At 70.7% G+C, this 22,567-nt stretch carries 25 protein-coding genes and 1 riboswitch; of the genes, 9 read left to right on the top strand and 16 right to left on the bottom strand.

Annotated features, from left to right (window positions below; genetic code table 11):
- Nucleotides 1-152 precede the first annotated feature (152 nt).
- The 5 genes from ACFXGX_RS30160 to ACFXGX_RS30140 form a co-directional block, all read right to left on the bottom strand.
- Entirely contained in the window at nucleotides 153-1,175 is a 1,023-nt protein-coding gene (locus ACFXGX_RS30160; protein WP_384797113.1) for an ABC transporter ATP-binding protein, read from the bottom strand.
- The gene (locus ACFXGX_RS30155) at nucleotides 1,176-2,927 is read right to left on the bottom strand and encodes an ABC transporter permease (protein WP_384797110.1); all 1,752 of its coding nucleotides are present in this window, start codon (nucleotides 2,925-2,927) and stop codon (nucleotides 1,176-1,178) included.
- Nucleotides 2,903-4,000 (bottom strand): thiamine ABC transporter substrate binding subunit, encoded by a 1,098-nt coding sequence (locus ACFXGX_RS30150; RefSeq protein WP_384797108.1) that lies wholly within the window; start codon nucleotides 3,998-4,000, stop codon nucleotides 2,903-2,905. The genes ACFXGX_RS30155 and ACFXGX_RS30150 overlap by 25 nt, the downstream gene beginning before the upstream one ends.
- 76 nt (nucleotides 4,001-4,076) lie before the next feature.
- Nucleotides 4,077-4,182, bottom strand: a riboswitch (TPP riboswitch).
- Nucleotides 4,183-4,262: 80 nt separating this feature from the next.
- Complete coding sequence (gene rlmN / locus ACFXGX_RS30145) at nucleotides 4,263-5,369, bottom strand: 23S rRNA (adenine(2503)-C(2))-methyltransferase RlmN (protein ID WP_384797105.1); 1,107 nt, start codon at nucleotides 5,367-5,369, stop codon at nucleotides 4,263-4,265.
- Nucleotides 5,370-5,531: 162 nt separating this feature from the next.
- Nucleotides 5,532-6,125 carry a TetR/AcrR family transcriptional regulator gene (locus ACFXGX_RS30140; protein WP_384797102.1) on the bottom strand — a complete coding sequence of 198 codons (594 nt, stop codon included), beginning with the start codon at nucleotides 6,123-6,125 and terminating at the stop codon, nucleotides 5,532-5,534.
- 140 nt (nucleotides 6,126-6,265) lie between these two features.
- Here ACFXGX_RS30140 and ACFXGX_RS30135 point away from each other — a divergent pair, with 140 nt between their 5' ends.
- From ACFXGX_RS30135 to ACFXGX_RS30125, 3 genes are all read left to right on the top strand, one after another.
- The gene (locus ACFXGX_RS30135; protein ID WP_384797099.1) at nucleotides 6,266-7,963 is read left to right on the top strand and encodes an MFS transporter; all 1,698 of its coding nucleotides are present in this window, start codon (nucleotides 6,266-6,268) and stop codon (nucleotides 7,961-7,963) included.
- Nucleotides 7,960-8,145: a hypothetical protein gene (locus tag ACFXGX_RS30130; protein WP_384797096.1), complete on the top strand. Its 186-nt coding sequence runs from the start codon at nucleotides 7,960-7,962 to the stop codon at nucleotides 8,143-8,145. The genes ACFXGX_RS30135 and ACFXGX_RS30130 overlap by 4 nt, the downstream gene beginning before the upstream one ends.
- Nucleotides 8,146-8,324: 179 nt before the next feature.
- The gene (locus tag ACFXGX_RS30125) at nucleotides 8,325-9,227 is read left to right on the top strand and encodes an NmrA family NAD(P)-binding protein (protein WP_384797093.1); all 903 of its coding nucleotides are present in this window, start codon (nucleotides 8,325-8,327) and stop codon (nucleotides 9,225-9,227) included.
- Between the two features lie 329 nt (nucleotides 9,228-9,556).
- Here ACFXGX_RS30125 and ACFXGX_RS30120 read toward each other — a convergent pair whose 3' ends face one another.
- A complete protein-coding gene (locus ACFXGX_RS30120) occupies nucleotides 9,557-10,033 on the bottom strand; it encodes an ArsI/CadI family heavy metal resistance metalloenzyme (protein WP_384797090.1) in 477 nt (158 codons plus the stop codon).
- A 79-nt stretch (nucleotides 10,034-10,112) separates the two neighbouring features.
- Here ACFXGX_RS30120 and ACFXGX_RS30115 point away from each other — a divergent pair, with 79 nt between their 5' ends.
- Genes ACFXGX_RS30115 through ACFXGX_RS30105 form a run of 3 tightly spaced genes read left to right on the top strand, consistent with a single transcriptional unit; the run spans nucleotide 10,113 to nucleotide 11,697 of the window.
- Entirely contained in the window at nucleotides 10,113-10,505 is a 393-nt protein-coding gene (locus ACFXGX_RS30115; protein WP_384797087.1) for an ArsR/SmtB family transcription factor, read from the top strand.
- Nucleotides 10,502-11,245 carry an aquaporin gene (locus ACFXGX_RS30110; RefSeq protein WP_384797084.1) on the top strand — a complete coding sequence of 248 codons (744 nt, stop codon included), beginning with the start codon at nucleotides 10,502-10,504 and terminating at the stop codon, nucleotides 11,243-11,245. The genes ACFXGX_RS30115 and ACFXGX_RS30110 overlap by 4 nt, the downstream gene beginning before the upstream one ends.
- Before the next feature lie 29 nt (nucleotides 11,246-11,274).
- On the top strand, nucleotides 11,275-11,697 hold the full coding sequence (locus ACFXGX_RS30105; protein ID WP_384797081.1) for an arsenate reductase ArsC: 423 nt from the start codon (nucleotides 11,275-11,277) through the stop codon (nucleotides 11,695-11,697).
- Between the two features lie 67 nt (nucleotides 11,698-11,764).
- On the opposite strand, the gene ACFXGX_RS30100 is transcribed toward ACFXGX_RS30105, so the two are convergent.
- Nucleotides 11,765-12,085: a GYD domain-containing protein gene (locus tag ACFXGX_RS30100; protein WP_384797078.1), complete on the bottom strand. Its 321-nt coding sequence runs from the start codon at nucleotides 12,083-12,085 to the stop codon at nucleotides 11,765-11,767.
- Between the two features lie 217 nt (nucleotides 12,086-12,302).
- Nucleotides 12,303-12,776: a carboxymuconolactone decarboxylase family protein gene (locus ACFXGX_RS30095; protein WP_384797075.1), complete on the bottom strand. Its 474-nt coding sequence runs from the start codon at nucleotides 12,774-12,776 to the stop codon at nucleotides 12,303-12,305.
- A 210-nt stretch (nucleotides 12,777-12,986) separates the two neighbouring features.
- Between ACFXGX_RS30095 and ACFXGX_RS30090 the strand changes: the two genes are divergently transcribed.
- Together ACFXGX_RS30090 and ACFXGX_RS30085 are read left to right on the top strand one after the other, a co-directional pair.
- The gene (locus ACFXGX_RS30090) at nucleotides 12,987-13,337 is read left to right on the top strand and encodes a DUF6233 domain-containing protein (protein ID WP_384797072.1); all 351 of its coding nucleotides are present in this window, start codon (nucleotides 12,987-12,989) and stop codon (nucleotides 13,335-13,337) included.
- Nucleotides 13,334-13,699, top strand: coding sequence for a hypothetical protein (locus tag ACFXGX_RS30085; RefSeq protein WP_384797070.1), 366 nt, complete (start codon nucleotides 13,334-13,336; stop codon nucleotides 13,697-13,699). The genes ACFXGX_RS30090 and ACFXGX_RS30085 overlap by 4 nt, the downstream gene beginning before the upstream one ends.
- Nucleotides 13,700-13,786: 87 nt before the next feature.
- On the opposite strand, the gene ACFXGX_RS30080 is transcribed toward ACFXGX_RS30085, so the two are convergent.
- From ACFXGX_RS30080 to rpsB, 5 genes are all read right to left on the bottom strand, one after another.
- Entirely contained in the window at nucleotides 13,787-14,926 is a 1,140-nt protein-coding gene (locus ACFXGX_RS30080) for a phosphatidate cytidylyltransferase (protein ID WP_384797067.1), read from the bottom strand.
- On the bottom strand, nucleotides 14,926-15,483 hold the full coding sequence (frr, locus tag ACFXGX_RS30075) for a ribosome recycling factor (protein ID WP_037625129.1): 558 nt from the start codon (nucleotides 15,481-15,483) through the stop codon (nucleotides 14,926-14,928). The genes ACFXGX_RS30080 and frr overlap by 1 nt, the downstream gene beginning before the upstream one ends.
- Before the next feature lie 172 nt (nucleotides 15,484-15,655).
- Nucleotides 15,656-16,426 carry a UMP kinase gene (gene pyrH, locus ACFXGX_RS30070; RefSeq protein WP_037625128.1) on the bottom strand — a complete coding sequence of 257 codons (771 nt, stop codon included), beginning with the start codon at nucleotides 16,424-16,426 and terminating at the stop codon, nucleotides 15,656-15,658.
- 182 nt (nucleotides 16,427-16,608) lie between these two features.
- Nucleotides 16,609-17,445, bottom strand: coding sequence for a translation elongation factor Ts (tsf, locus tag ACFXGX_RS30065; protein ID WP_384797059.1), 837 nt, complete (start codon nucleotides 17,443-17,445; stop codon nucleotides 16,609-16,611).
- Between the two features lie 96 nt (nucleotides 17,446-17,541).
- A complete protein-coding gene (gene rpsB, locus ACFXGX_RS30060) occupies nucleotides 17,542-18,483 on the bottom strand; it encodes a 30S ribosomal protein S2 (RefSeq protein WP_384797056.1) in 942 nt (313 codons plus the stop codon).
- 266 nt (nucleotides 18,484-18,749) lie between these two features.
- On the opposite strand from rpsB, the gene ACFXGX_RS30055 reads away from it, so the two are divergent.
- A complete protein-coding gene (locus ACFXGX_RS30055) occupies nucleotides 18,750-19,358 on the top strand; it encodes a murein hydrolase activator EnvC family protein (RefSeq protein ID WP_384797053.1) in 609 nt (202 codons plus the stop codon).
- A 149-nt stretch (nucleotides 19,359-19,507) separates the two neighbouring features.
- On the opposite strand, the gene ACFXGX_RS30050 is transcribed toward ACFXGX_RS30055, so the two are convergent.
- The 3 genes from ACFXGX_RS30050 to dprA form a co-directional block, all read right to left on the bottom strand.
- Complete coding sequence (locus tag ACFXGX_RS30050) at nucleotides 19,508-20,065, bottom strand: helix-turn-helix domain-containing protein (protein WP_365486123.1); 558 nt, start codon at nucleotides 20,063-20,065, stop codon at nucleotides 19,508-19,510.
- A 156-nt stretch (nucleotides 20,066-20,221) separates the two neighbouring features.
- Nucleotides 20,222-21,064 carry an RNA polymerase sigma factor WhiG gene (gene whiG, locus ACFXGX_RS30045; RefSeq protein WP_382790765.1) on the bottom strand — a complete coding sequence of 281 codons (843 nt, stop codon included), beginning with the start codon at nucleotides 21,062-21,064 and terminating at the stop codon, nucleotides 20,222-20,224.
- A 271-nt stretch (nucleotides 21,065-21,335) separates the two neighbouring features.
- Complete coding sequence (gene dprA, locus ACFXGX_RS30040) at nucleotides 21,336-22,337, bottom strand: DNA-processing protein DprA (RefSeq protein ID WP_384797050.1); 1,002 nt, start codon at nucleotides 22,335-22,337, stop codon at nucleotides 21,336-21,338.
- Nucleotides 22,338-22,567: the final 230 nt, after the last annotated feature.

The following is a 22,567-nucleotide window of genomic DNA, read 5'->3' as shown; positions in this document are numbered from 1 at the left end:
TTTTATTGCGTATTGCCCGCGCGGGGCCCATCTCGGGTGTCGTCCCCTTATACCCAACCGCTTTTGCGGCCCCCCCCCGCTGGGGGGGGGCGACCCACGCCTGTCCGGACACCGCGCTCGACCGGCGTGCCGCGCCGGTCCTTTCCCGGGGATCACGTCCCGAGGACGACGACCTCGCCCGCGTCGAACTCCACCCCGACCACGTCCCCGGGCTCCGGCGCGTCCCGCAGCGCGCACGCCGCCTCCAGCGCGGGCGCGCCCTCCGGCTGCAGCCGCACGGCGACGTGCGTGCCCCGGAAGGTGCGTGCGGCGACCGTGCAGCGCAGCCCGTCCGCCGCGGCCGTGAGCCGCACACCGGCGGGCCGTACGAGGAGCGTTCCGGGCCCCTGGGGGGCGCCCTCGGGCACGGGGACCTTGCCCCACGGGGTGTCGGCGGCACCGGCGCCCACCGTCGCCTCGACCACGTTGTCGAAGCCGAGGAAGCGGGCCACGAAGGCGTCCGCGGGCTGCTGCCAGACATCGAGGGGCGTGCCGGTCTGGGCGATCCGCCCGTCGCGCATCACCACGACCCGGTCGGCGAGCGCGAAGGCCTCGCCCTGGTCGTGCGTGACCGCGAGCACGGTCGTGCCCAGCGCGCCGAAGAGCTGACGCAGCTCGACGACGAGCCGCTCGCGCAGCGAGCGGTCGAGCTGGCCGAGCGGTTCGTCGAGCATCAGCAGCCGGGGGCTCGGGGCCAGGGCGCGGGCCAGCGCCACGCGCTGCTGTTCGCCGCCGGAGAGCGAGGCGACGGCACGGTCGCGGGCTCCGGGCAGACCGACGAGGTCGAGCAGTTCCCCCACCCTGGCCGCCTGCCCGCTCTTCGACGTGCCGTGCATCCGCAGCCCGAAGGCCACGTTGCCGCCAACATCCCGCTGCGGGAAGAGCTGGTGGTCCTGGAACATCAGGCCGACGCCCCGCTTGTGCGCGGGAACACCCCCCTGGTCCTGTCCGTCCAGCACGACCCGGCCCGCGTCCAGCGGCTGAAGTCCGGCCACCGTCCGCAGCAGCGTGGACTTGCCGCTGCCGCTCGGCCCCAGCACGCAGACGATCTCGTGTTCGGCGACATCGAGGTCGACGGTGTCGAGCACGGCCCGCCCGCCGAAGCGTACGGTCGCGCCCTGCAGGCTCAGCAGCATCTAGAACTCCCCGGTCCGGTCGGTCCGTACCCGCTCCAACAGCAGCAGAGCCACCGCGCACACCACCATCAGGATCGTCGAAAGGGCCATCGCCTGGCCGTAGTTGAGATCGCCCGCGCGCCCGAGCAGCCGGGCCACCGCGACCGGGAGAGTCGGGTTGTCGGGCCGTGCGATGAAGACGGTCGCGCCGAACTCCCCGAGGGAGACGGCGAAGGCGAAACCGGCCGCGATCAGCAGGGCCCGCCGCACCATCGGAAGATCGACCTCGCGCCACACCCGCCACGGCGACGCCCCGAGGACGGCCGCGGCCTCCCGCAGCCGCCCGTCCACCGCGCGCAGCACGGGCAGCATGGTCCGTACGACGAAGGGGACGCCGACCAGCGCCTGTGCCAGCGGCACGAGGATCCAGCTCGCGCGCAGGTCGAGCGGCGGCTCGTCCAGGGCGATCAGGAACCCGAAGCCCACGGTCACCGCGGAGACGCCGAGCGGCAGCATCAGCAGTGCGTCGAAGCCCCGCATCAGCCGGCCGGCGCGCCGGGTGAGGGCGGCCGCGGCCAGACCGCCGATCAGCACGGCGATGGCGGTGGCGGCGAGCGCGTACTCCAGGGAGTTGCCGACCGCCTCGATCGGGGCGACGAGGAAGACGCCTCCGTCGTCGTCGGCCAGGGCCCGGTAGTAGCCGAGTCCCGGGGCGTCGAGGGACCGCTGGACGAGGACCGCGAGCGGCAGCACGAGCAGCACCGCGATGCTCACGAGCACGCCCGCGAGGAGCGCCCACTGTCCGCCGCCGCGGGGCCGGCGCGCGGTGGTGTCCGGGGCCACCAGACGCAGGGCGGTCTCCCGTCGGCGTACGGTCGCCGCGTGCACGGCGAGGATCGCGCCGACGGCGACGAACTGGACGATCGTCAGCACGGCCGCCGTCGTGAGGTCGAAGATCTCGGAGGTCTGCCGGTAGATCTCGACTTCGAGGGTCGAGAAGGTCGGGCCGCCGAGGATCTGCACCACGCCGAACGAGGTGAAGGTGAAGAGGAAGACCATGAGGGCGGCGGCGGCCACGGCGGGTCCGAGCGCGGGCAGCGTCACCCTGCGCCAGGCCGCCAGGCGCGAGGCCCCGAGCATGCGTGCGGCCTCCTCCTGGCGCGGGTCGAGCTGCGACCAGAGCCCGCCGACGGTCCGTACGACCACGGCGTAGTTGAAGAAGACGTGCGCGAGGAGGATGGCCCACACGGTGCTGTCCAGGCGTACGCCCCACAGCTCGTCGAGCAGTCCGCCCCGGCCGACCAGCGCGAGGAACGCCGTGCCGACGACCACGGTCGGAAGGACGAAGGGCACCGTCACCACGGCCCGGAGAATCCGTTTGCCGCGGAAGTCGAAGCGCGCGAAGACGTACGCGCCGGGGAGCGCGACCAGCAGCGTGAGCGCCGTCGAGGCGAGCGCCTGCCAGGTGGTGAACCACAGCACGTGCCGGATGTCGGGGCGGGTCGCGACGTCCCAGACGCGGCCCAGTTGCCAGCCGCCGTCCGTATGGAGCCCGCGCGAGACGATCGCGGCGACGGGATAGGCGAAGAAGAGCGCGAAGAACACGACGGGCAGCGCCATCAGGGCGAACCGCGCCGCGTTCTGTCCGCAGGCCGGGCGCGGAGTCCGGTCGGCGCGGTCCCGCCCGCCGGGCCCGGCCGGTCCGGCGGTCCTCTCGGGACCGCCGGCCTTCACCGTCCCGTCGGCGGCTACTTCAGTACGAGCGAGGTCCACGACTTGACCCACTGGTCGCGGTCGGCGGCGATCTTCGCGGACGCCAGGGTCTGGGGATGCTCGGCCTGCGGACCGTACCGGGTGAACTCGGCCGGTACCCGCGCGCCCTCACGGACCGGGTAGACGAACATGTTGAGCGGCATGTCCTCCTGGAACTCCTTGGTGAGCAGGAAGTCCAGGAGCGCCTTGCCGCCCTTGGCGTTCTTGGCGTTGCTGAGCAGGCCCGCGTACTCGACCTGCCGGAAGCAGGTGCCGTCCGCGACGCCGGTCGGGGCCGTGGCGGGCTTCGGGTCGCCGTAGATGACCTCGGCGGGCGGCGAGGAGGCGTACGAGACGACGAGCGGCCGGTCTGCCTTGGCCTTCCTGCCGCCGGCGGACCCCGAGAACTCCTCGTTGTAGGCCTGCTCCCAGCCGTCCACGACCTTGACGCCGTTGGCCTTGAGCTTCTTCCAGTAGCCCTGCCAGTTCTCGTCGCCGTAGTGCGCGGCGGACCCGAGCAGGAAGCCGAGGCCGGGCGAGGAGGTGGCGGCGTTCTCGGTGACCAGGAGGTTCTTGTACGCGGGCTTGGCCAGGTCGTCGAAGGACCGCGGCGGGGCCAGCTTGTGCTTGCTGAACCAGGCCTTGTCGTAGTTGACGCAGATGTCGCCCGTGTCGACGGGCGTGACCCGGTGCTTGTCCTGGTCGGTCCGGTACTCCGGCAGGACCTGGTCCGCGCCCTTGGCCTCGTACGGCTGGAAGAGCCCGTTGTCGAGCGCGCGGGAGAGCAGGGTGTTGTCGACGCCGAAGAGGACGTCGCCCTGGGGGTTGTCCTTGGTCAGGATGGCCTTGTTCACGGCCTGCCCGGCGTCGCCGTCCTTGAGGACGCGGACCTTGTAGCCGGACCGCTTCTCGAAGTCCGCCAGGACGTTCTTCGACACGAGCCACGAGTCGTGGCTGACGAGCGTGATCGTCTTCGAGTCGCCCGAGCCGGTGGCGTCGGACGAGCCGCACGCGGACAGCACGGGCAGCGCGACGAGGCCGAGCCCGACGGCCGTGACCGCGAGCCGTCTGCCGCCGCTGGTGTTGTTGATCACTGATTCCTCCTGGGTGACCAGGAAGAGACGCGGCCCTGCCCGGGACCTCTGACGGTTCCCGGGCAGGGCGCAACAGCTTGAGTAATGACCGAACTTCCTACCCAGAATGACCTGGGCAAGGTTCAGAGGGTCTGCGGTCTGTCCCGCACTCTCAGCGCTGTGGCGCTCCCCTGTCGGAATATGAAGATGTCGGACGGTGAAGATGCCGGGCTATGACGACATCGAACGACGAAGATGACGAAACAGACCGACTCGGTTCAGACTACCGCTCGGTCGCGGCGAGCTGACCACACGCCCCGTCGATCTCCTGGCCCCGGGTGTCCCGGACGGTGACCGTGACGCCGTGGGCGGCGATCGCCTCGACGAACGCCTTCTCGTCCTCGGGCCGCGACGCGGTCCACTTCGAGCCCGGGGTCGGGTTCAGCGGGATGAGGTTGACGTGCACGGGCTTGCCCTTGAGCATCCGGCCGAGCCGGTCGCCCCGCCAGGCCTGGTCGTTGATGTCGCGGATCAGCGCGTACTCGATGGACAGACGGCGTCCGGACCGGTCCGCGTATCCCCAGCCGGCGTCGAGCACCTCGCGCACCTGCCACCGTGTGTTCACGGGGACGAGGGTGTCACGCAGTTCGTCGTCCGGGGCGTGCAGGGAGATCGCGAGCCGGCACTTGAAGCCCTCGTCCGCGAACCGGTTGATCGCGGGAACCAGACCGACCGTCGAGACGGTGATACCGCGCTGCGACAGCCCCAGCCCGTCCGGCTCGGGGTCGGTGAGGGCGCGGATCGAGCCGACCACCCGCTTGTAGTTGGCGAGCGGCTCGCCCATCCCCATGAAGACGATGTTGCTCAGCCGCGCCGGACCCCCGGGGATCTCGCCGTCACGCAGCGCCCGCATCCCGTCGACGATCTGGTGCACGATCTCGCCGGTCGACAGGTTCCGGTCGAGGCCGGCCTGTCCGGTGGCGCAGAACGGGCAGTTCATCCCGCAGCCCGCCTGCGAACTGATGCACATGGTCACCCGGTCCGGGTAGCGCATGAGCACGGACTCGACGAGCGTGCCGTCGAAGAGCCGCCACAGGGTCTTGCGGGTGGTGTCCTGGTCGGTCGACAGGTGCCGCACGACCGTCATCAGCTCGGGAAGCAGCGCTTCCTGGAGCTTGCCGCGCGAGGCGGCCGGGATGTCCGTCCACTCGGCGGGGTCGTGCGCGTACCGGGCGAAGTAGTGCTGCGAGAGCTGCTTGGCACGAAACGGCTTCTCACCGATCGCGGCAACCGCCTCTTTGCGCTCGGCAGGCGTGAGATCGGCAAGGTGCCGCGGCGGCTTCTTGGCTCCGCGCGGCGAGACAAAGGTGAGTTCTCCGGGCTTAGGCATGGCGTAACCAGTGTCGCAGATCGTTTGGCCCCGCCCAGGTCGGATGGGCGAGGGGCCTGTCACCCTCCGGTGTCCCCTGTCACCCTTGGTCAACGCTTCACGGCCCAGAGACGGCCCAGCGGTCGCTGTACGTGCCGGCCGGCGCCGTCAGCCGGCCCCCGGTCAGTCCGTGCGCTGCTGCGGTTCGGACTGCCCGGTGCCGCTCTCGGTGAGAGCCGTGCGCGCGGCCTCCAGCAGTTCTTCGGAGAGCGGGTTGCCCCGGGTGGCGCGGGCGAGGACGAGAGCACCGACCATGGTGCAGAACTGGGCCATGCCGTCGTCGTCGCCGGTGGCCAGCCGAGCGGCGCGGTTCCGTACCCCGTCGATGTAGACGTGGCGGGCGCGGGCGGCCTGGTCGGGCTCGCGCCCCAGGTCAGCGGCGAATCCGGAGACGGGGCAGCCCTCCCCGGCGTGATCGCGGTGCCAGACCGAGAGGTAGTCCTCGATCAGCGTCCGGCGGGCGGCCTCGTGCGCCTCGTGATCCTCGAGCGCCACGGCCGAGTGCGCCGCCTGCTCGGCGAAGGCGTGGGCGATGGCCTCGTCGACCAGGTCCTCCTTGGAGGCGAACTGCTTGTAGAACCCGCCATGGGTGAGCCCGGCGGCCTTCATCAGGTCGGCGACGCTGACCGCGGTGCCTTTCTCGCGGAACATCCGGGAGGCGGTGGCTACGACGCGTCGCCGGTTCTCCTGTGCTTGCGCCAGGGACACGCGGCCCATGGAATCACTCTCCTCAAATGGATGTCACTTGCCATCTATCCTAGCCTCAGTTTAGATTATTACCGACATCTATTAGGTACCGATGAGATCGCCCGACAGGTCGAGCGGGGCCTTGCGCCGCCTCCCACCGTCTGAGGCCGATGTCCTCCGACCCGCGATCGCAGAACGACCGACAGCACTGGAGACCCCCTGTGGCATCACCACCCACCCCCATCGGCTCCTCGACGCCCGCGGGGCCCACGCCACCCGTGCCGCCTGCCCAGCGACGAAGCGTTTCCGAGTCGGTCCACCGCCGGCGCTGGGCCGTCCTGACCGTGCTCTGTTCCAGCCTCCTGGTGGTGATGCTGGACAACTCGATCCTCAACGTGGCGACGAAGACCATCGCCCAACCCGCTCCGACCGGACTCGGCTCCACCCAGAGCCAGCTGGAGTGGGCGATCAACTCCTACACGCTGGTCTTCGCCGGACTGCTCTTCACCGCGGGTCTGCTCGGTGACCGGCTCGGCCGCAAGAAGGTGCTCCTCTTCGGCATGCTGGTGTTCGGCGCGGGATCGGCGCTGTCCGCGTCGTCGGCCTCCCCCGGGCAGCTCATCGGCTTCCGCGCCGTGATGGGCTTCGGCGGCGCCTTCATCCTGCCCGCCACCCTCGCGATCATCATGAACGTCTTCGAGCGCGAGGAGCAGCCCAAGGCCATCGGCATCTGGACCAGTGTGGTCGGTTTCGCCATTGCCCTCGGCCCCATCACCGGCGGCATCCTGCTGCAGCACTTCTGGTGGGGCTCGGTCTTCCTGGTCAACGTGCCCATCGTGGTCGCCGCGATGGTCGCGATGGTCGCGATCGTCCCCGACTCGAAGAACCCCAAGCCCGGCAAGCTCGACCCGGTCGGCGTCGTGCTCTCGGTCCTGGGCCTGGTCTCGCTGATCTACGGCATCATCAAGGGCGGCCAGGAGGGCGACTTCACTGTGGCCCAGTCCTGGGGCCCGATCGTGGCCGGCCTGGCGGTCCTCGGGGTCTTCGTCGTCCATCAGCGCAGCAGCGACCATCCGGCCCTCGACGTCACCTGGTTCCGCAACCGGCGGTTCTCCGCGTCCGTCGCCGCCATCGGCCTGGTCTTCTTCGCCCTCACGGGCGTCACGTTCTTCAGCGTCTTCTACAACCAGAGCGTGCGCGGCTACAGCGTCCTGCAGTCCGGTCTGCTCGTGCTGCCGCTGGCCGCGTCCCAGATGTTCTTCGCCCCGCGGGCCCGGCTGGTCGTCGACCGCTTCGGTGCCCGAGCCGTGTGCGCCGGCGGCCTCGTCCTGACCGCCGTGGCCTTCGCCGGCTTCGTGCTGCTCGGCCAGGACACCCCCATCTGGGTGCTGGAGGTGCTGTTCTTCCTGATGGGCACGGGGATGGCGCATGTGATGCCGCCCGCCACCGTCATGATCATGTCGTCGTTGCCGCGGGAGAAGGCCGGCTCCGGATCCGCGATCAACAACACCTTCCGGCAGGTCGGCGGAGCCTTGGGGGTCGCCGTGCTGGGGGCGTTGCTGTCCACCAGTTACCGCAGCGGCATCGACGGCCACCTGGGCGTGCTGCCCGCCTCCGACCGGCACGCCGCAGGTGAATCCGTCCAGGCGACCCTGTCCGTCGCCGAGAAGCTGGGACCGGCCGGCAAGGTGCTGGTGCAGCCCGCTCACGACGCCTTCATTCATGCCATGCACATCACCGCAATAGGATCGGCGGCCGTCGCCCTGGTCGGCGCGGTCGTCGTGCTGGTCTTCCTGCCGGGCAAGGACGCCGCCGTGGCCGCCGGTGGTGACAGGTCCCAGCGCCGGACCGCGGGAGCCCGACGGTGATCACGAACCATCCCCGCGAGACACCGGAGGCGACCGCCTGCCGGGGACGTCCCCGCAGTGCCACCGCCGACACCGTCGTCATCGAGATCGTGCTTCGGCTGCTCGATGAGGGCGCCACTACAGGCGGGCTCACCATGGAGGGCAGGAGTGCGCCCGCGCGGGTGAGGCCTGTGCCGGCCTAGGTGCCGCTGACCTCCTCTGCCCGGCAGTCGCCGAACCACCGGCAGCACTGGAGACCCCTGTGAAATCGCCACCCGGATCAGCGGTGACGTCTCCGGGGCCAACGCCTTGCTGACAGCTCCGCTGACACGCTGATCACACCTCAACTCAGATATTCCATGACTCCGAAGGAGATCGACTGATGGTTGCCGACAACCTTGTTCTTATCCCCGGTGCCGGCGGCGTGGGCCGTACGGTCTTCGAGCACTTGCGTGCTCAGGATGTGCCGGTGCGTTTCATGGTCCGTCGCGAGGACGAGCGTGCGGCTGAGCTGCGGACGCTCGGCGCGGAGGTCGTCATCGGTGACCTGACCCGGCCCGATACGGTAGCGGCCGCGCTGCAAGGCGTGGCGCGGATGTACTTCGCGATGCGCGTGTCGCCGGACCACCTGCTGGCAGCGACCGTGGTGGCCTCCGTTGCGAGGGAGTACGGGAAGCTGGAGGCCTTGGTCGACCTGTCGCAGATGACGGTGTCGCAGATGACCGCCACCAGCACCGAAGAGTCGCATCAGCAGCGGCTGCACTGGCTGGCGGAGCAGGTCTTCGACTGGTCGGGTCTGCCCGTGGTGCACATCCGGCCGACGGCGTTCCTGGACACTCCGCTGTTCACCACGATGGCGGCACGGTCGATTCAGGAAAACGGCACGATCGCGCTGCCGTTCGGCACCGGACGCACCTCGCCGGTCGCCGTGGACGACGTCGCCAGGGTCATCGCCGCCGTGCTCCGCGACCCGGCTCCGCACATCGGACAGGTCTACGAGCTGACCGGGCCGCGCTCGGTCGACATGACGGAGCTGGCCGCGGAATTCTCGCGGGCGCTGGGGCGACCGGTGTCCTACGTGGACGTGCCCCCGGAGAGGTGGGAAGCACAGCTCCCGAAGCTGGGGATGCCGCCGCACGTCGAACAGCACATCGCCACCATGGCCCAGCTGCACCGGGACAACCGTTACGACCGCACGACCGACGGCGTCAAGCGCGTGACGGGCATCCCCGCCCAGTCGATCGAGGCGTTCGTGGCGGCCCGCAGGGACTTCTACCTGGGCTGAGCCGCGTCCGACAGCCGGGGGAGAGCGCGATGTGCGGCGTTCGCCGACTTGCCTCGCCCATGGGGACTCCACCGACCTCGCTCGGATTCGCTGTCTCAGTGGCGCCGGACAGAACCGGTGGCAAGGCGCCGGAGCCGGCGGAAAGGTGCCGGACAGTTCTCCGGGCTTGGGCATGGCGTAACCAGTGTCGCCGATCAATACCACCGGCCCCGGCCGGTGGTGGGTGGGGGCGGTCACGGGCGGGATCCTCGTAAGACGGTGACGCGTGCTCCTCCGAGCCCAGGCCGCCGATGCCCGGCCCCGCGTGGACGTCGGTCGGACCGTTCGGCTCATTGTCCGCAGGCGCACCCGGCCGCTGCGGGGGCGGTTTCCTCGGAGACCTGGCTGGTGCGGCAGCCGTCGCCGGTCGTGGCCGGGGCGGCGCTCTTGCCGAGTGTGCCGGCGTCGGCCTTGACCACGTACACCTCCCACGGCTCCTTACCGGGGCCGTGCACCCACACCTTGTCCTGGAGGGCGTAGCAGCAGGAGGTGTCGTTCTCCTCGAAGGTGGCCAGGCCGGCGTCCTTGAGGCGAGTGGTTGCCGCGACGACCTGGTCGGTGGACTCGACCTCGACGCCGAGGTGGTCGAGCCGGGTCTCCTCGCCGGGGCCGCCCTCGATCAGGACGAGCTTGAGCGGGGGCTCGGTGATGGCGAAGTTGGCGTAGCCCTCGCGCCGCTTGGCGGGTTCGGTGCCGAACAGCTTCGAGTAGAAGGTGATCGACGCGTCGAGGTCACTGACACGCAGGGCGAGCTGAGCACGGGACATGGCGGGTCTCCCATCGGCTTGCATTGATGTTTGTCAATACAAGCTTGCGTCTTGATTCGAAGGATGTCAACATAGACGCATGTCGAAGCAAGAACTTGTGGTCCTCGGGCAGACCGACGAGAGCGGCGCGTGCTGCCCCGGCCTGGCGACCGCGCCGCTGGACGAGGACCAGGCCGCCGAGCTGGCCAAGCTGTTCAAGGCACTGGGCGACCCGGTACGCCTGCGGCTGCTGTCCATGATCGCGTCGCGGGCGGGCGGTGAGGTCTGCGTCTGCGACCTGACTCCGGCCTTCGACCTGTCCCAGCCGACGATCTCGCACCACCTCAAGCTCCTGCGGCAGGCCGGTCTCATCGACTGCGAGCGACGGGGCACGTGGGTCTACTACTGGGCGCTGCCCGCCACCCTCGACCGGCTCGCCGCCTTCCTGAAGACCTCGACCTCGACCTCGCAGACCGCCGAGGCGACCGCGTGAGCGTCCCGCTGGGCCGCCGGGCCGTCGCCGAGGCGGTCGGGTCGGCCGCCCTGGTCGCGGTGGTCGTCGGCTCCGGCATCCAGGCCACCGAGCTGACCAGCGACGTGGGCGTGCGACTGCTCGCCAACTCGCTGGCCACGGTCTTCGGTCTCGGGGTGCTGATCGCGCTCCTGGGCCCGGTGTCCGGCGCGCACTTCAATCCCGTCGTCACCCTCGCCGCCTGGGCCACCGGCCGCCGCACCGGGGACGGACCGACCGCGCGAGAGGCCGCCGCGTACATACCGGCCCAGGTCGCCGGGGCCGTGGCGGGCGCGGTCCTGGCCGACGCGATGTTCGGCGAACCGCTCGTGCGGTGGTCCACCCACGACCGTTTCGCCGGTCACCTGTGGCTGGGCGAGACCGTCGCGACCGCCGGCCTCGTCCTGCTGATCTTCGGCCTGGCCCGCACCGGCCGAGCCCATGACGCGCCCGTGGCCGTGGCCTCCTACATCGGTGCCGCGTACTGGTTCACGTCGTCCACCTCGTTCGCGAACCCCGCGGTCACCATCGGCCGGGCCTTCACCGACACGTTCGCCGGAATCGCCCCCGGCTCCCTCGGCCCGTTCGTCGCGGCCCAACTGGTGGGCGCCGCGCTGGGACTGGGTCTGGTCGCCGCCGTCTTCGGACGTCCGGCACCCGCACCGGCCGTCCCCGCCGGCCTCCAGGACGAACCCGAACCCGCCGCTCCCGCACTTCCCTGACCCGCCCCTCGCCAGAAAGCGCACCCGCCATGAACACCCCCGCCGAACAGCCGTCCGTGCTCTTCGTGTGCGTCCACAACGCCGGACGCTCGCAGATGGCCGCCGCCTTCCTCAGCCACCTGGCGGGCGACCGCGTCCAGGTGCGCTCCGCCGGTTCCGCTCCGGCCGGCACCGTGAACCCCGCCGTCGTCGAAGCCCTCGCCGAGAGCGGCATCGACATCTCGGCCGAGGTGCCCAAGGTCCTCACCACGGAGGCGGTCCGCGCCTCCGACGTCGTGATCACCATGGGCTGCGGCGACACCTGCCCGGTCTACCCCGGCAAGCGTTACCTCGACTGGCAGCTCCCCGACCCCGCCGGGCAGGGAGTCGAAGCCGTCCGCCCGATCCGCGACGAGATCGAGAAGCGCGTTCGCGCCCTGCTCGACGAGATCGCCCCGGGGACCCGGCGCTGAGCACATGCGCAGCTCGGCGCACCGTGGCGCCCCGGAAGGGCCCGAGGCGGACCCGGGCCCGCTCGCGTCAGGCGCCCGGCGGACGGAAGGCGACCTCTCTGCGGGCGGCCTCGTCGATCTCGTCGAGGGTGAGAAGCGGTGTCGCCCGGGTGTGGAGCGCTCCGCTGGCCTTGACGCTGAGGCTGACGGCGGCCATGGAGACCGCGTCGGGAAAGTCGAGGACGCACACGAAGTCGTCCTCCCCGAAGGAGAAGTACATCGCCTCGACGGTCCCGCCGAGGCCGGCGACGACGTGCTCGACGGCGGCGCGGCGGCCGCTCGCACCCTCCTTGAGGACGCCCTTCGCCCCCTCGGGCGTGTAGCGGGCCTGGATGAGGAACTTCGGCATAGGGGCGCTCCCTGCCTCTGACGTGTCCGGTGCGGGAATGGCTTCCCGTGCCGCCACCGCCGCCGACCGGAGAACGGCGGGATTCACTCGTACGACAGCGGCCGTCGGACGATCCGAAGGCTCCGGCCCGGCCATCGGCCGATCCACGGACGAACATGCGCCCCAGCGGACGGGTCCCGGACGCACCCGCCCCGGGACCCGTCCCGCCCGCCCTCGATCACGCGAACTGGCCGGGCCGGTAGTCGCCCGCCGGCTGCTGGACCATGACGTTGGCGCGGTTGTAGGCGTTGATGAGGGCGACGCAGCACACCAGGGCGGCGAGCTGCTCCTCGTCGTAGTACTTGGCGGCGTTCGCCCAGCACTCGTCCGAGACGCCGCCGGCCGCGTCGGCGATGCGCGTGGCCTGTTCCGTCAGCTCCAGGGCGGCGCGCTCGGCGTCGGTGAAGACCGTCGCCTCCCGCCAGGCCGCGACCAGGTTGAGGCGCACGGAGGTCTCGCCCGCGGCCTCCGCGTCCTTGCTGTGCATGTCGGTGCAGAAACCGCAGCCGTTGATCTGGCTGGCACGAAGCTTCACCAGTTCCTGCGTCGCGAGCGGCAGCGTCGACTCCGCGAGCGGCCTGCCCGCGGCGACGATGTGCTTCATGAACTTGGCCGACACCGGGCTGGCGAAGAGGTTCAGACGGGCTTCCATGGTGTGCTCCTCGGGTTTGCTTCTCGGGGTTACACCTGATTGACGGAGCGGCCCGGCACGGTGTGACCGACCTTGATGTGACCTGCGTCTCCTCGCGACGCAGCGGCGGGCGCCCCCTTCCGCGAGAAATCCACGAGGTTCGGGCCGGGGCGCGAGCGGGCACGCGAGGGGTGCTGTCACGACGCCACACCAAGCCCTAGAATCGAATATGTGTCCGAAAACGTGTCCCGCCTGCAGCACCTGCGCAGCGTCCGCGCCTGGCTGCTCTGGCAACTGCGCCGCACCGACGACACCATCGCCGACCTGGAGCGCCGCGAGGCCGCCGCCACTCGCGCGGCCCGTACGTCTCCCCCGCCGCCCCGCGGCTGGAAGCTCGCGATGCGACGGGCGGGCGGTGGCGGTACCGGCGCGGCCCCCGACGCCGTCCACACGGGCGACTGCGGCATGGCCGGGAAGAACACGAGGCCACTCGCCCGCGAGCAGGCCCTCCGGGCGATCACCGAAGACGGCGTCACGGCCTGCCCGTACTGCCGCCCCGACACGGATCTGGGTGTCCTGTGAACCACGAACAGCCGAACCACGACCACCACGCACAGCCGGACCATGAGCACGCGGAGCCGGACCACGAGCACGTGCAGTCGGACCACGAGCACGTGGAGTCGGACGAGCACATACCTGCCTCCGCGCCCATCACCGTCGGCCGCCCCGCCGGTGCCGGCGGGCGTCGCGTCACGATCCGCGGGCGGAGCGCCGGTATCGCCCACAGCGACGCCGACGTGGTCGAGTTCCTTCGCCGCGCGGGCCTGCCGGACGCGTGGGAGTACTTGGACGATCCGCACTGGGTGGACTGGCAGGACGGCCGGCCCCGTACATACGACACCACCCCTCCGGGTCACGGGGATCACGGTGAGGTGATCGGGTGACCCGAAGGGGTGGTGTCGTGAATGTGCGTGCGTCGCATATCCGTACGCCGTGCACGCGTACCGCCGAAAACGCGTGCGGAAAAACGATCAGCCGGATCCGACGAAGAGCACGAGCAGCAGCCAGACGACCGGAGCCGTCGGGAGCAGCGAGTCCAGCCGGTCCATGATGCCGCCGTGGCCCGGCAGCAGGGTGCCCATGTCCTTGATGCCGAGATCCCGCTTGATCATGGACTCGCCGAGGTCACCGAGCGTGGCGCTGGCCGCGACCGCGAGGCCGAGGATCAGACCCTGCCACCAGGTGCCGTCGTCGATCAGGAACTCCATGCACAGCGCACCCGCCGCCATCGCGAAGGTGACCGCTCCGAACAGGCCCTCGCGGGTCTTTCCGGGGCTGATCCGCGGTGCCAGCTTGTGCTTGCCGAAGCGCCAGCCGACGGCGTACGCCCCCGTGTCGCTGACGACCGTCAGGAGCAGGAAGGTGAGAACGCGGCGCGGGCCGTCGTCGGCCGTGAGCATCATGGCCACGAAGGTCGCCAGGAACGGCACGTAGAAGGCCGCGAAGACCCCCGCCGTGACGTCCTTGAGGTAGCCCTCGGGCGGTTCCGTCATCCGCCAGACCAGAACGGCCAGCGCGGTGAGCGCCATGGCCACCCAGGCACCCTCGGCGCCGCGCACGTATCCGGAGACGACCATGGCGGCCCCGCCGAGCGCGAGCGGCACGAGGGGCGCCTTGATGCCCTTGCGCTCCTCCAGCCGTGAGGTGAGCTCCCAGAGCCCCACCACCACGGCGACCGCTATCACGCCGACGAAGACGGCCTTGACGACGAACAGCGACGCGACGATCACCGCGCCGAGCCCGACGCCCACTCCTATGGCCGCGCCCAGGTCGCGTCCCGCACTCTTCTTCTGAGGTGCGGGGGCGGGCTCGGGTGTGGTGCTGGGCATGGGCTCCTGCGGGCTCTGCGAATTGTGCGACGGCTCCCCGTAGGGCGCCGTCGTCGGCGTGTCGTTGCGGACGGAGGGGCCGCTCAGCCGAGCGGCCCCCCTGTCGTCATCCTGGTCTCCGCCATGTGCGGGTACGTCGGGCGCGGTGGGCATGGGCCGAGTGTGCTGCGCGTCATGCGCATCGTACGTGGGACCCGCCGGGGCCGCCCCCTGAGCAGGCCCCTGCTCGGACGGCCCCCAGTACCCGGCTTGTGGCGGCGCTCCCCAGGAAGAGTCGTTCATCAGACCTCGAGCAGTTCCGCTTCCTTGTGCTTCAGGAGCTCGTCCACCTGGGCGACGTACTTCGCCGTGGTGTCGTCGAGTTCCTTCTCCGCACGGCGGACCTCGTCCTCGCCGGACTCCTTGTCCTTGACGAGCTTGTCGAGGGCGTCCTTGGCCTTGCGGCGCACGGCGCGGATCGAGACCTTGGCGTCCTCGCCCTTGGTCCGCGCGACCTTGATGTAGTCCTTGCGGCGCTCTTCCGTCAGCTCGGGGAACGTCACCCGGATGATGTTGCCGTCGTTGCTGGGGTTGACGCCCAGGTCGGAGTCGCGGATCGCCTGCTCGATGTTGCGCAGCGCGCTCTTGTCGAACGGGGTCACCACGGCCATGCGCGGCTCCGGAACGGAGAACGAGGCCAGCTGGTTGATCGGCGTCAGCGCACCGTAGTAGTCGGCCACGATCTTGTTGAACATCGCCGGGTGCGCACGACCGGTGCGGATCGCGGCGAAGTCCTCCTTGGCGACCACGACCGCCTTCTCCATCTTCTCCTCGGCCTCGAGGAGGGTCTCTTCGATCACCACTTGCTCCTGCGTGTCTTGAGTAGGCCCGGCAGCGGTTCCTCGTCGGAGTCCGGCGGCCGGCTGCGTCGCGTCTTGTTCCTGCACGGTTCCGGACCGGCAGGACATTGTCCATCCCCCGGTCGGGGTCCGTCCCGGACCGGAAGGCGTATCCGGTCCAGCGCGTTCCCTGTCAGGCTCGGCCGCTCTGGTCGCCCACGAGTGTGCCGATCTTCTCACCCTTGACGGCCCGCGCGATATTGCCCTCCGCCAGGAGTTCGAAGACCAGGATCGGCAGCTTGTTGTCCCGGCACAGCGTGATGGCGGTCATGTCGGCGACCTTGAGGTCCCGGGTGATGACCTCGCCGTAGCTGAGCGCGTCGAACTTGACCGCCTCGGGGTTGGTCTTCGGGTCGGAGTCGTAGACCCCGTCCACACCGTTCTTGCCCATGAGGAGCGCCTCGGCGTCGATCTCCAGGGCACGCTGGGCGGCAGTGGTGTCGGTGGAGAAGTACGGCATGCCCATGCCCGCGCCGAAGATGACCACACGGCCCTTCTCCAGGTGCCGTACGCCCCGCAGCGGGATGTACGGCTCCGCGACCTGGCCCATGGTGATGGCGGTCTGGACGCGGCTGTCGATGCCCTCCTTCTCCAGGAAGTCCTGGAGGGCGAGGCAGTTCATGACCGTGCCGAGCATGCCCATGTAGTCGGAGCGCGCCCGGTCCATGCCGCGCTGCTGGAGTTCGGCGCCGCGGAAGAAGTTGCCGCCGCCGATGACGACGGCGATCTGGGCACCGCCGCGCACGACGGCCGCGATCTCGCGGGCGATCTTGTGCACCACGTCGGGATCGACGCCCAGGCCCCCGCCACCGGCGAACGCCTCGCCGGAAAGCTTCAGCAGGAAGCGGCCCGCGCCCTTGCCGTCGTCGCTCTTCTCGCCGTTGCCGGCCTGGGTGGTGGTCATGGAGATCTCCTCATGGTGCACATACGAAGAAGGCCATTGCCGGTGGGGTGTGTTCGCATCCCATGCTCGGCAATGGCCTCCTCGTCAGATCTGCTGTCGTCCGGCACACACGTATGAGTGCCGGCGTACGCGGACGACTGCTGTCGACCCTATCGGGGTCGCGCGTCGATCGCTGTACGGACTCAGATGCCGACCTTGATGCGCGAGAAGCGCTTCAGGGTGACACCGGCCTCGTCCAGAACCTTCTGGACTGACTTCTTGTTGTCGAGCGCGTACGGCTGGCCGAGGAGAGTGGCCTCCTTGAAGAAGCCGTTGACGCGACCCTCGACGATCTTCGGGAGCGCGGCCTCGGGCTTGCCCTCGGCGCGGGTGGTCTCCTCGGCGACGCGACGCTCGGTCTCGACGACCTCGGCCGGAACGTCCTCCTTGGAGAGGTACTTCGGCGCGAAGGCGGCGATGTGCTGCGCGATGCCCTTGGCGACGTCGGCGTCGGCCTTGTCCAGCTCGACCAGAACACCGATCTGCGGGGGCAGGTCGGGCATGGTGCGGTGCATGTACGCGGACACGAACGCGCCGGAGAACTGGGCGAAGCGGTCCAGGACGATCTTCTCGCCCAGGTTGGCGTTGGCCTCGTCGACGAACGCCTGAACCGTCTTGCCGGGCTCGATCTCGGAGCCGAGCAGCGCCTCGATGTCGGCCGGCGACGTCTTGACGACGTGCTGGGCGATCTCGTTCGCGACGGCCTGGAACTTCTCGCCCTTGGCGACGAAGTCCGTCTCGCACTTCAGCTCGACCAGGACACCGGAGGTGTTGTCGTCAGCGATGATGGAGACCACGGCGCCGTTCTCGGCGGAGCGGCCCTCGCGCTTGGCGACGCCCTTCTGGCCCTTGATCCGCAGCGCCTCGACGGCCTTGTCGACGTTGCCGTCGGACTCGTCCAGCGCCTTCTTGCAGTCCATCATGCCGGCGCCGGTGAGCTCACGGAGCTTCTTGACGTCGGCGGCGGTGTAGTTCGCCATGATTCCTGGAATCTCTCTCGAAGTCTGAAGATCTACGGGACGAACGGCGGGGGCTTTGCGGGCCCCCGCCGTTCACAAACCCGAAGGGGTGAGGGGTCAGGCCTGCTCGGCGTCCGCGGCGGGGGCCTCGGCGGCGGGCGCCTCGGTCTCGGCGGCGGGGGCCTCGGTGACCTCGGCCTCGGCCTCGGCGGCCGGAACCTCGGCCTGCTCGGCGTCGGCGACCTTCTCCGTCTCGGCGGAGGTCTGGACCTCGGCGTCGTCGGCCTTCTTCTCGCCCTCGAGCAGGTCGCGCTCCCACGCGGCGAGCGGCTCGCCCGCGGCCTTGTCACCCGCGGCCTTGCCGGCGCCGGAGCGGGAGATGAGTCCCTCGGCGACGGCGTCGGCGATCACGCGGGTGAGCAGGGTGACGGAGCGGATCGCGTCGTCGTTGCCCGGGATCTTGTAGTCGACCTCGTCCGGGTCACAGTTGGTGTCGAGGATGGCGACGACCGGGATGTTGAGCTTCCGGGCCTCGCCGACCGCGATGTGCTCCTTCTTGGTGTCCACGATCCAGACGGCGCTGGGCACCTTCTGCATCTCGCGGATACCACCGAGGGTCTTCTCCAGCTTGGCCTTCTCGCGCGAGAGCACGAGAAGCTCCTTCTTGGTGAGACCCGAGGCCGCGACGTCCTCGAAGTCGATCTGCTCGAGCTCCTTGAGGCGCTGCAGACGCTTGTAGACGGTGGAGAAGTTGGTGAGCATGCCGCCCAGCCAGCGCTGGTTGACGTAAGGCATGCCGACGCGGGTGGCCTGCTCGGCGATGGCCTCCTGCGCCTGCTTCTTCGTGCCGACGAACATGACCGTGCCGCCGTGGGCGACGGTCTCCTTGACGAACTCGTAGGCGCGGTCGATGTACGACAGCGACTGGAGCAGGTCGATGATGTAGATGCCGTTGCGCTCGGTGAAGATGAAGCGCTTCATCTTCGGGTTCCAGCGACGGGTCTGGTGACCGAAGTGGACGCCGCTTTCCAGCAGCTCCCGCATCGTGACGACGGCCATGGCCGTTCTCCTCGGTTTTCTCGGTTGTACCGCGTGTGCCGGACGGCACTCGCGCCTGACGCCCGCGACGCGCCTTGCCACAGAGGACCGAGAGGCGCTGACACCGGTGGTGACCGGATGTCGGGGCGTGCGAAGTCGACCCGATGACCCGGGTCGCCATCAGAAGTGTACGGGACCCGAGAGGGCGCAGGTGACGCCGCTGTCCACAACCGGCCGGTACTCCACAGATCCCGGCCATGATCCGTTCGGTGCGGCACGGTTCCCGCATGCGAGTGAACCGATGTGCGCGTATGTGGCTTCTCGTGGGCCTGGCCGTGACCCTCCTGGGCGCCTCGGACCCGTCGGCGCCGGCTCCCGGGAGCGGTCCCGGTCCGAGGGCCCCGGCTTCCCCGCCGACGGCCGACCCCTCGGTGCCGGCACTCGCGCGCGCGTGGCCCGTGGGTGTCCGGCCGCTCGTCGTACGGGGCTGGGAACCGCCGGCGACGGCCTACTCCCGGGGGCATCGCGGGGTCGACCTCGCGGCCGCGCCCGGCGCCCCGGTGCGGGCCGTCGCGCCCGGCCGGGTTTCGTACGCGGGCCGGGTCGCGGGGCGCGGGGTCGTCTCGGTGGAGCTGTCGGGCACGGGGGCGCCTCCGCTGCGGACGACGTACGGTCCCGTGCGGGCCTCGGTGCGCAAGGGCGACGAGGTCCTCGCGGGCCAGGTCGTCGGCACCCTGGAGGCGCCGGACCCGCACTGCGGAGCGACGCCCTGTCTGCACTGGGGCCTGCTCAGAGGCCCCGCCTATCTGAACCCGCTGTCCCTGCTTCCCCCGTGGCTCCTGAACGCCGGCCCGTCCCGCCTCCTGCCGCTCAACGACCCGGCCACCCCTTCCTGACCAGCGAAGACCAGGGGGACGGGGGGGGACGGGGGGACGGGGGGACGGGCAGACGGGCAGACGGGCAGACGGGCAGACGGGCAGACGGGCAGACGGGCAGACGGGCAGACGGGCAGACGGGCAGACGGTCCAGCCGTCGGCGGCGGGGGTCAGCCCCGGACGCCCCGGAGGGCCATCGTCACGGCCGCCTCCGTGATCGCGGAGGGGTCCTCGGCGGCGCCCAGCTCGATGCGGCGCACCGCGGCGTCCACCACGCCCTGGAGGAGCATCGCGGCCAGCCGCGGCTCGGCGTGACCCATCTCGGCGAGCGCCTCACCGATCATCGTGACCAGCCCGCCGTGCGCGGCCCTGATCTTTTCCCGGGCACCCGCGTCGAGTTCACTGGCGGAGATGGCGACGACGGCCCGGTGTCGCCGGTCCCCGACCAGGGCGAGCTGCCGGCGTACATAGGCCTCGACCGTGGCCTCGGGGCCGTCCGCCGCGGCCATCGCGGCCGAGACCTCGGCCGCCCAGACGGGGAAGTCGACCTCGCACAGTTCCTCGACGACGGCCGCCCGGGACCGGAAGTACTCGTACACGGAGGACCGCGCGAGCCCCGTGCGCTCGGCGAGCGCGGGGAAGGTCAGCGCCTCCGTCCCGCCCTCGGACAACAGGGACCGCGCCGCGTCCAGCAGGGCGGCTCGCTGCATCGACCGGTGCTCGGCCACGGAGGCCGCTCGAATCCTTGGCACGTCAACCACTGTACGGACGCGGCGCCACGGACGGGAACCACTCCGGCGAGCCCGGCAGGGTGGCGTCCGTCGCGCCGGGTCCGCCGCCCGGACGGCACGGCGGGACCGCCCGCCATCACGGCACGAGCGGGCTCAGCGTCCGAAACTGGCCAGCTTGGCCCGGAGCTGGAGCACCGATTTGGTGTGGATCTGGCTGACCCGGCTCTCGGTCACCCCGAGCACATTGCCGATCTCCGCCAGCGTGAGCCCTTCGTAGTAGTAGAGCGTGACGACGGTCTTCTCCCGGTCGGGCAGCGTGTTGATCGCCCGTGCCAGCAGCCTGCGCAGCTCCCGGTCCTCGGCCACCTCGACCGGATTGTCGGCGGCGGTGTCCTCCAGCGTGTCCATCAGGCTCAGCCGGTCGCCGCCCTCGCCGCCGGCATGCAGCAGCTCCTCCAGGGCGACCACATTGGCCAGCGACAACTGGCTGAACACCGCGTGGAGTTCCTCCACACCGATGCCCATCTCGGCGGCGACCTCGCTCTCCGAGGGGGTGCGCCGCAGCCGTGCCTCCAGCGTCGCGTAGGCACGCTCGACATTGCGCGCCTTCTGCCGCACCGACCGCGGGATCCAGTCCAGCGCCCGCAGTTCGTCGATCATCGCGCCGCGGATGCGGGTGATCGCGTACGTCTCGAACTTGATCTCCCGTTCGATGTCGAACTTCTCGATCGCGTCGATCAGTCCGAACACTCCCGACGAGACGAAGTCGGCCTGCTCGACATTGGCCGGCAGACCCACGCTGACGCGGCCCGCGACGTACTTCACCAGCGGCGAGTAGTGCAGGATCAGCTGTTCCCGCAGCCGCTCGTCACCGGTCGACTTGTACGACCGCCACAGCTCGTCGAGTGTCGAGGGCGCGGGCGGGCGCACGCTGCCGCCGTCGCGGGCGGCTGGCGGAATCGCCGTCCGGTCGGACCCGGAGGTGTGCTGGGGCATTCGTCGCCTTGTGCCGTTCTGCCGTGAACTGGGATGACCTGGGTGTCCTGTCGGCCTCGTGCCGAGATCGCATGCCTGCTTCGAATCCTTGTGAGCGTAGCGTGACTGAGCTGTCGCAGTGCGCGAAGAGCGGGCTGTCACCCGCACGCGAAACCTTTCCCCGGGACGTCTCCCGGAGTTACCGCCGTCGCCCTGTGTGACCGTCAAGGGGCGCCAACTGCGAGGATTACCAGGCGTGTCGGCGTTCCCCCGGACGGCCGAACACGCTCGGTCAGCATCCCTCCCGATCACCTCCGACGGGGGCCGTCGCCTGGCGTGTCAACTTCCAGCCGTCGCCGTGTCGTTCGACGAATCCAAGTGCTCGGAGTTCGTACAGTCTCCCGACCGCGTCGTCCGTGCTGGTCGCCGCTCGCCGGGCGATCTCCCCGGTCCCGGCCGGATCCCGCGCCGGCAGCGCGGCCAGGACCCGGCCCGCGTCCGGATGCAGCAGGTCGCGGGGCAGCACCGGACCACGCCGGTCCGGCGCCAGCTCCCCCATGGCACCCACCAGTTCGGTGACCTCCGCGGCGTCGGACACCAGAACGGCCTCCCCCCGCAGCAGTTCGTGCACCCCGGCGGACAGCCCGCTGGTGGCGGGTCCCGGCACGCCCATCGTGAACCTGCCCAGCCTCTGTGCGGCACGGGCGGTGACGAGCGCTCCGCTGCGGTACGCCGCCTCGACGACCACGGTGCCCCGGGTGAGCGCGGCGATGACCCGGTTGCGAAGGATGAATCTGCTCGGCGTCGGGTGCTCGCCCGGCGGCAACTCCCCCACCACGAGGCCCTGCTCCGCGATTCTGGTGATCAGCCCGGTGTGTCCGCGCGGATAGGGCCGGTCGACGCCGCAGGCGAGCACCGCGACGGTGGCGCCGCCCGCCCCGAGGGCTCCCCGGTGGGCGGCGCCGTCGATGCCGTAGGCGCCGCCCGACACCACGACCCAGCCCCGCTCCGCGAGTCCGGCGCCGAGGGTGGCGGCCATGTGCGCGCCGTACTCCGTGCAGGCACGGGCGCCGACGACGGCGACGGATCTCAGCGCCCACAGCCGCAGGCCGGCCCGTCCCCGCACCCACAGTCCGACGGGCCGGGCGTCCCCGAGGTCGTCGAGCTGCGCGGGCCATTCGGATTCACCGGGACAGATGAACCGCACCCCGGCGTCCCGGGCGAGGGCGAGGTCGCGTTCCGGGGCGGCCCGCGCGGCCCTGGCCCGCAGCCCGGCCCACCTCCGGTCGGTCATCCCTCTCGGCTGCCCCGGGTCCCCGTACAGCCACCGGACCGCTTCCGGGGCTCCGACCTCCCTGATCCAGCGCCCGCAGACCTCGTCGCCCGGTTCGACGACCCGGGACAGCGTGACCCGGGCCAGGCGCGGGGGCGGGGGGTTTGCCGCGGCCCGCTCGCCCACCGCCCCCCCCCCCGACCCCCCCGGCGGCGCGCGGGGGGCGCGGCGCCGGCCCCCCCGGCGGGGGC

Origin of the sequence: Streptomyces sp. NPDC059371 (genome assembly GCF_042751995.1) — a bacterium.
Taxonomy (GTDB): Bacteria; Actinomycetota; Actinomycetes; order Streptomycetales; family Streptomycetaceae; genus Streptomyces.
Note: the sequence above shows the minus strand (reverse complement) of the source record. Positions and strands in the feature narration are given on the sequence as shown.

What these genes read in the sequence shown, in the direction of transcription:
- tsf (WP_384797059.1), bottom strand. Translation starts at nt 17,445, where the DNA reads ATGGCGAACTACACCGCCGCCGACGTCAAGAAGCTCCGTGAGCTCACC.
- ACFXGX_RS30055 (WP_384797053.1), top strand. Translation starts at nt 18,750, where the DNA reads ATGCGAGTGAACCGATGTGCGCGTATGTGGCTTCTCGTGGGCCTGGCC.
- whiG (WP_382790765.1), bottom strand. Translation starts at nt 21,064, where the DNA reads ATGCCCCAGCACACCTCCGGGTCCGACCGGACGGCGATTCCGCCAGCC.
- ACFXGX_RS30135 (WP_384797099.1), top strand. Translation starts at nt 6,266, where the DNA reads ATGTCCTCCGACCCGCGATCGCAGAACGACCGACAGCACTGGAGACCC.
- ACFXGX_RS30160 (WP_384797113.1), bottom strand. Translation starts at nt 1,175, where the DNA reads ATGCTGCTGAGCCTGCAGGGCGCGACCGTACGCTTCGGCGGGCGGGCC.
- ACFXGX_RS30095 (WP_384797075.1), bottom strand. Translation starts at nt 12,776, where the DNA reads ATGGAAGCCCGTCTGAACCTCTTCGCCAGCCCGGTGTCGGCCAAGTTC.
- ACFXGX_RS30120 (WP_384797090.1), bottom strand. Translation starts at nt 10,033, where the DNA reads ATGTCCCGTGCTCAGCTCGCCCTGCGTGTCAGTGACCTCGACGCGTCG.
- ACFXGX_RS30115 (WP_384797087.1), top strand. Translation starts at nt 10,113, where the DNA reads ATGTCGAAGCAAGAACTTGTGGTCCTCGGGCAGACCGACGAGAGCGGC.
- ACFXGX_RS30125 (WP_384797093.1), top strand. Translation starts at nt 8,325, where the DNA reads ATGGTTGCCGACAACCTTGTTCTTATCCCCGGTGCCGGCGGCGTGGGC.
- ACFXGX_RS30080 (WP_384797067.1), bottom strand. Translation starts at nt 14,926, where the DNA reads ATGAACGACTCTTCCTGGGGAGCGCCGCCACAAGCCGGGTACTGGGGG.
- rpsB (WP_384797056.1), bottom strand. Translation starts at nt 18,483, where the DNA reads ATGGCCGTCGTCACGATGCGGGAGCTGCTGGAAAGCGGCGTCCACTTC.
- pyrH (WP_037625128.1), bottom strand. Translation starts at nt 16,426, where the DNA reads ATGACCACCACCCAGGCCGGCAACGGCGAGAAGAGCGACGACGGCAAG.
- ACFXGX_RS30100 (WP_384797078.1), bottom strand. Translation starts at nt 12,085, where the DNA reads ATGCCGAAGTTCCTCATCCAGGCCCGCTACACGCCCGAGGGGGCGAAG.
- ACFXGX_RS30140 (WP_384797102.1), bottom strand. Translation starts at nt 6,125, where the DNA reads ATGGGCCGCGTGTCCCTGGCGCAAGCACAGGAGAACCGGCGACGCGTC.
- rlmN (WP_384797105.1), bottom strand. Translation starts at nt 5,369, where the DNA reads ATGCCTAAGCCCGGAGAACTCACCTTTGTCTCGCCGCGCGGAGCCAAG.
- ACFXGX_RS30105 (WP_384797081.1), top strand. Translation starts at nt 11,275, where the DNA reads ATGAACACCCCCGCCGAACAGCCGTCCGTGCTCTTCGTGTGCGTCCAC.
- dprA (WP_384797050.1), bottom strand. Translation starts at nt 22,337, where the DNA reads ATGACCGACCGGAGGTGGGCCGGGCTGCGGGCCAGGGCCGCGCGGGCC.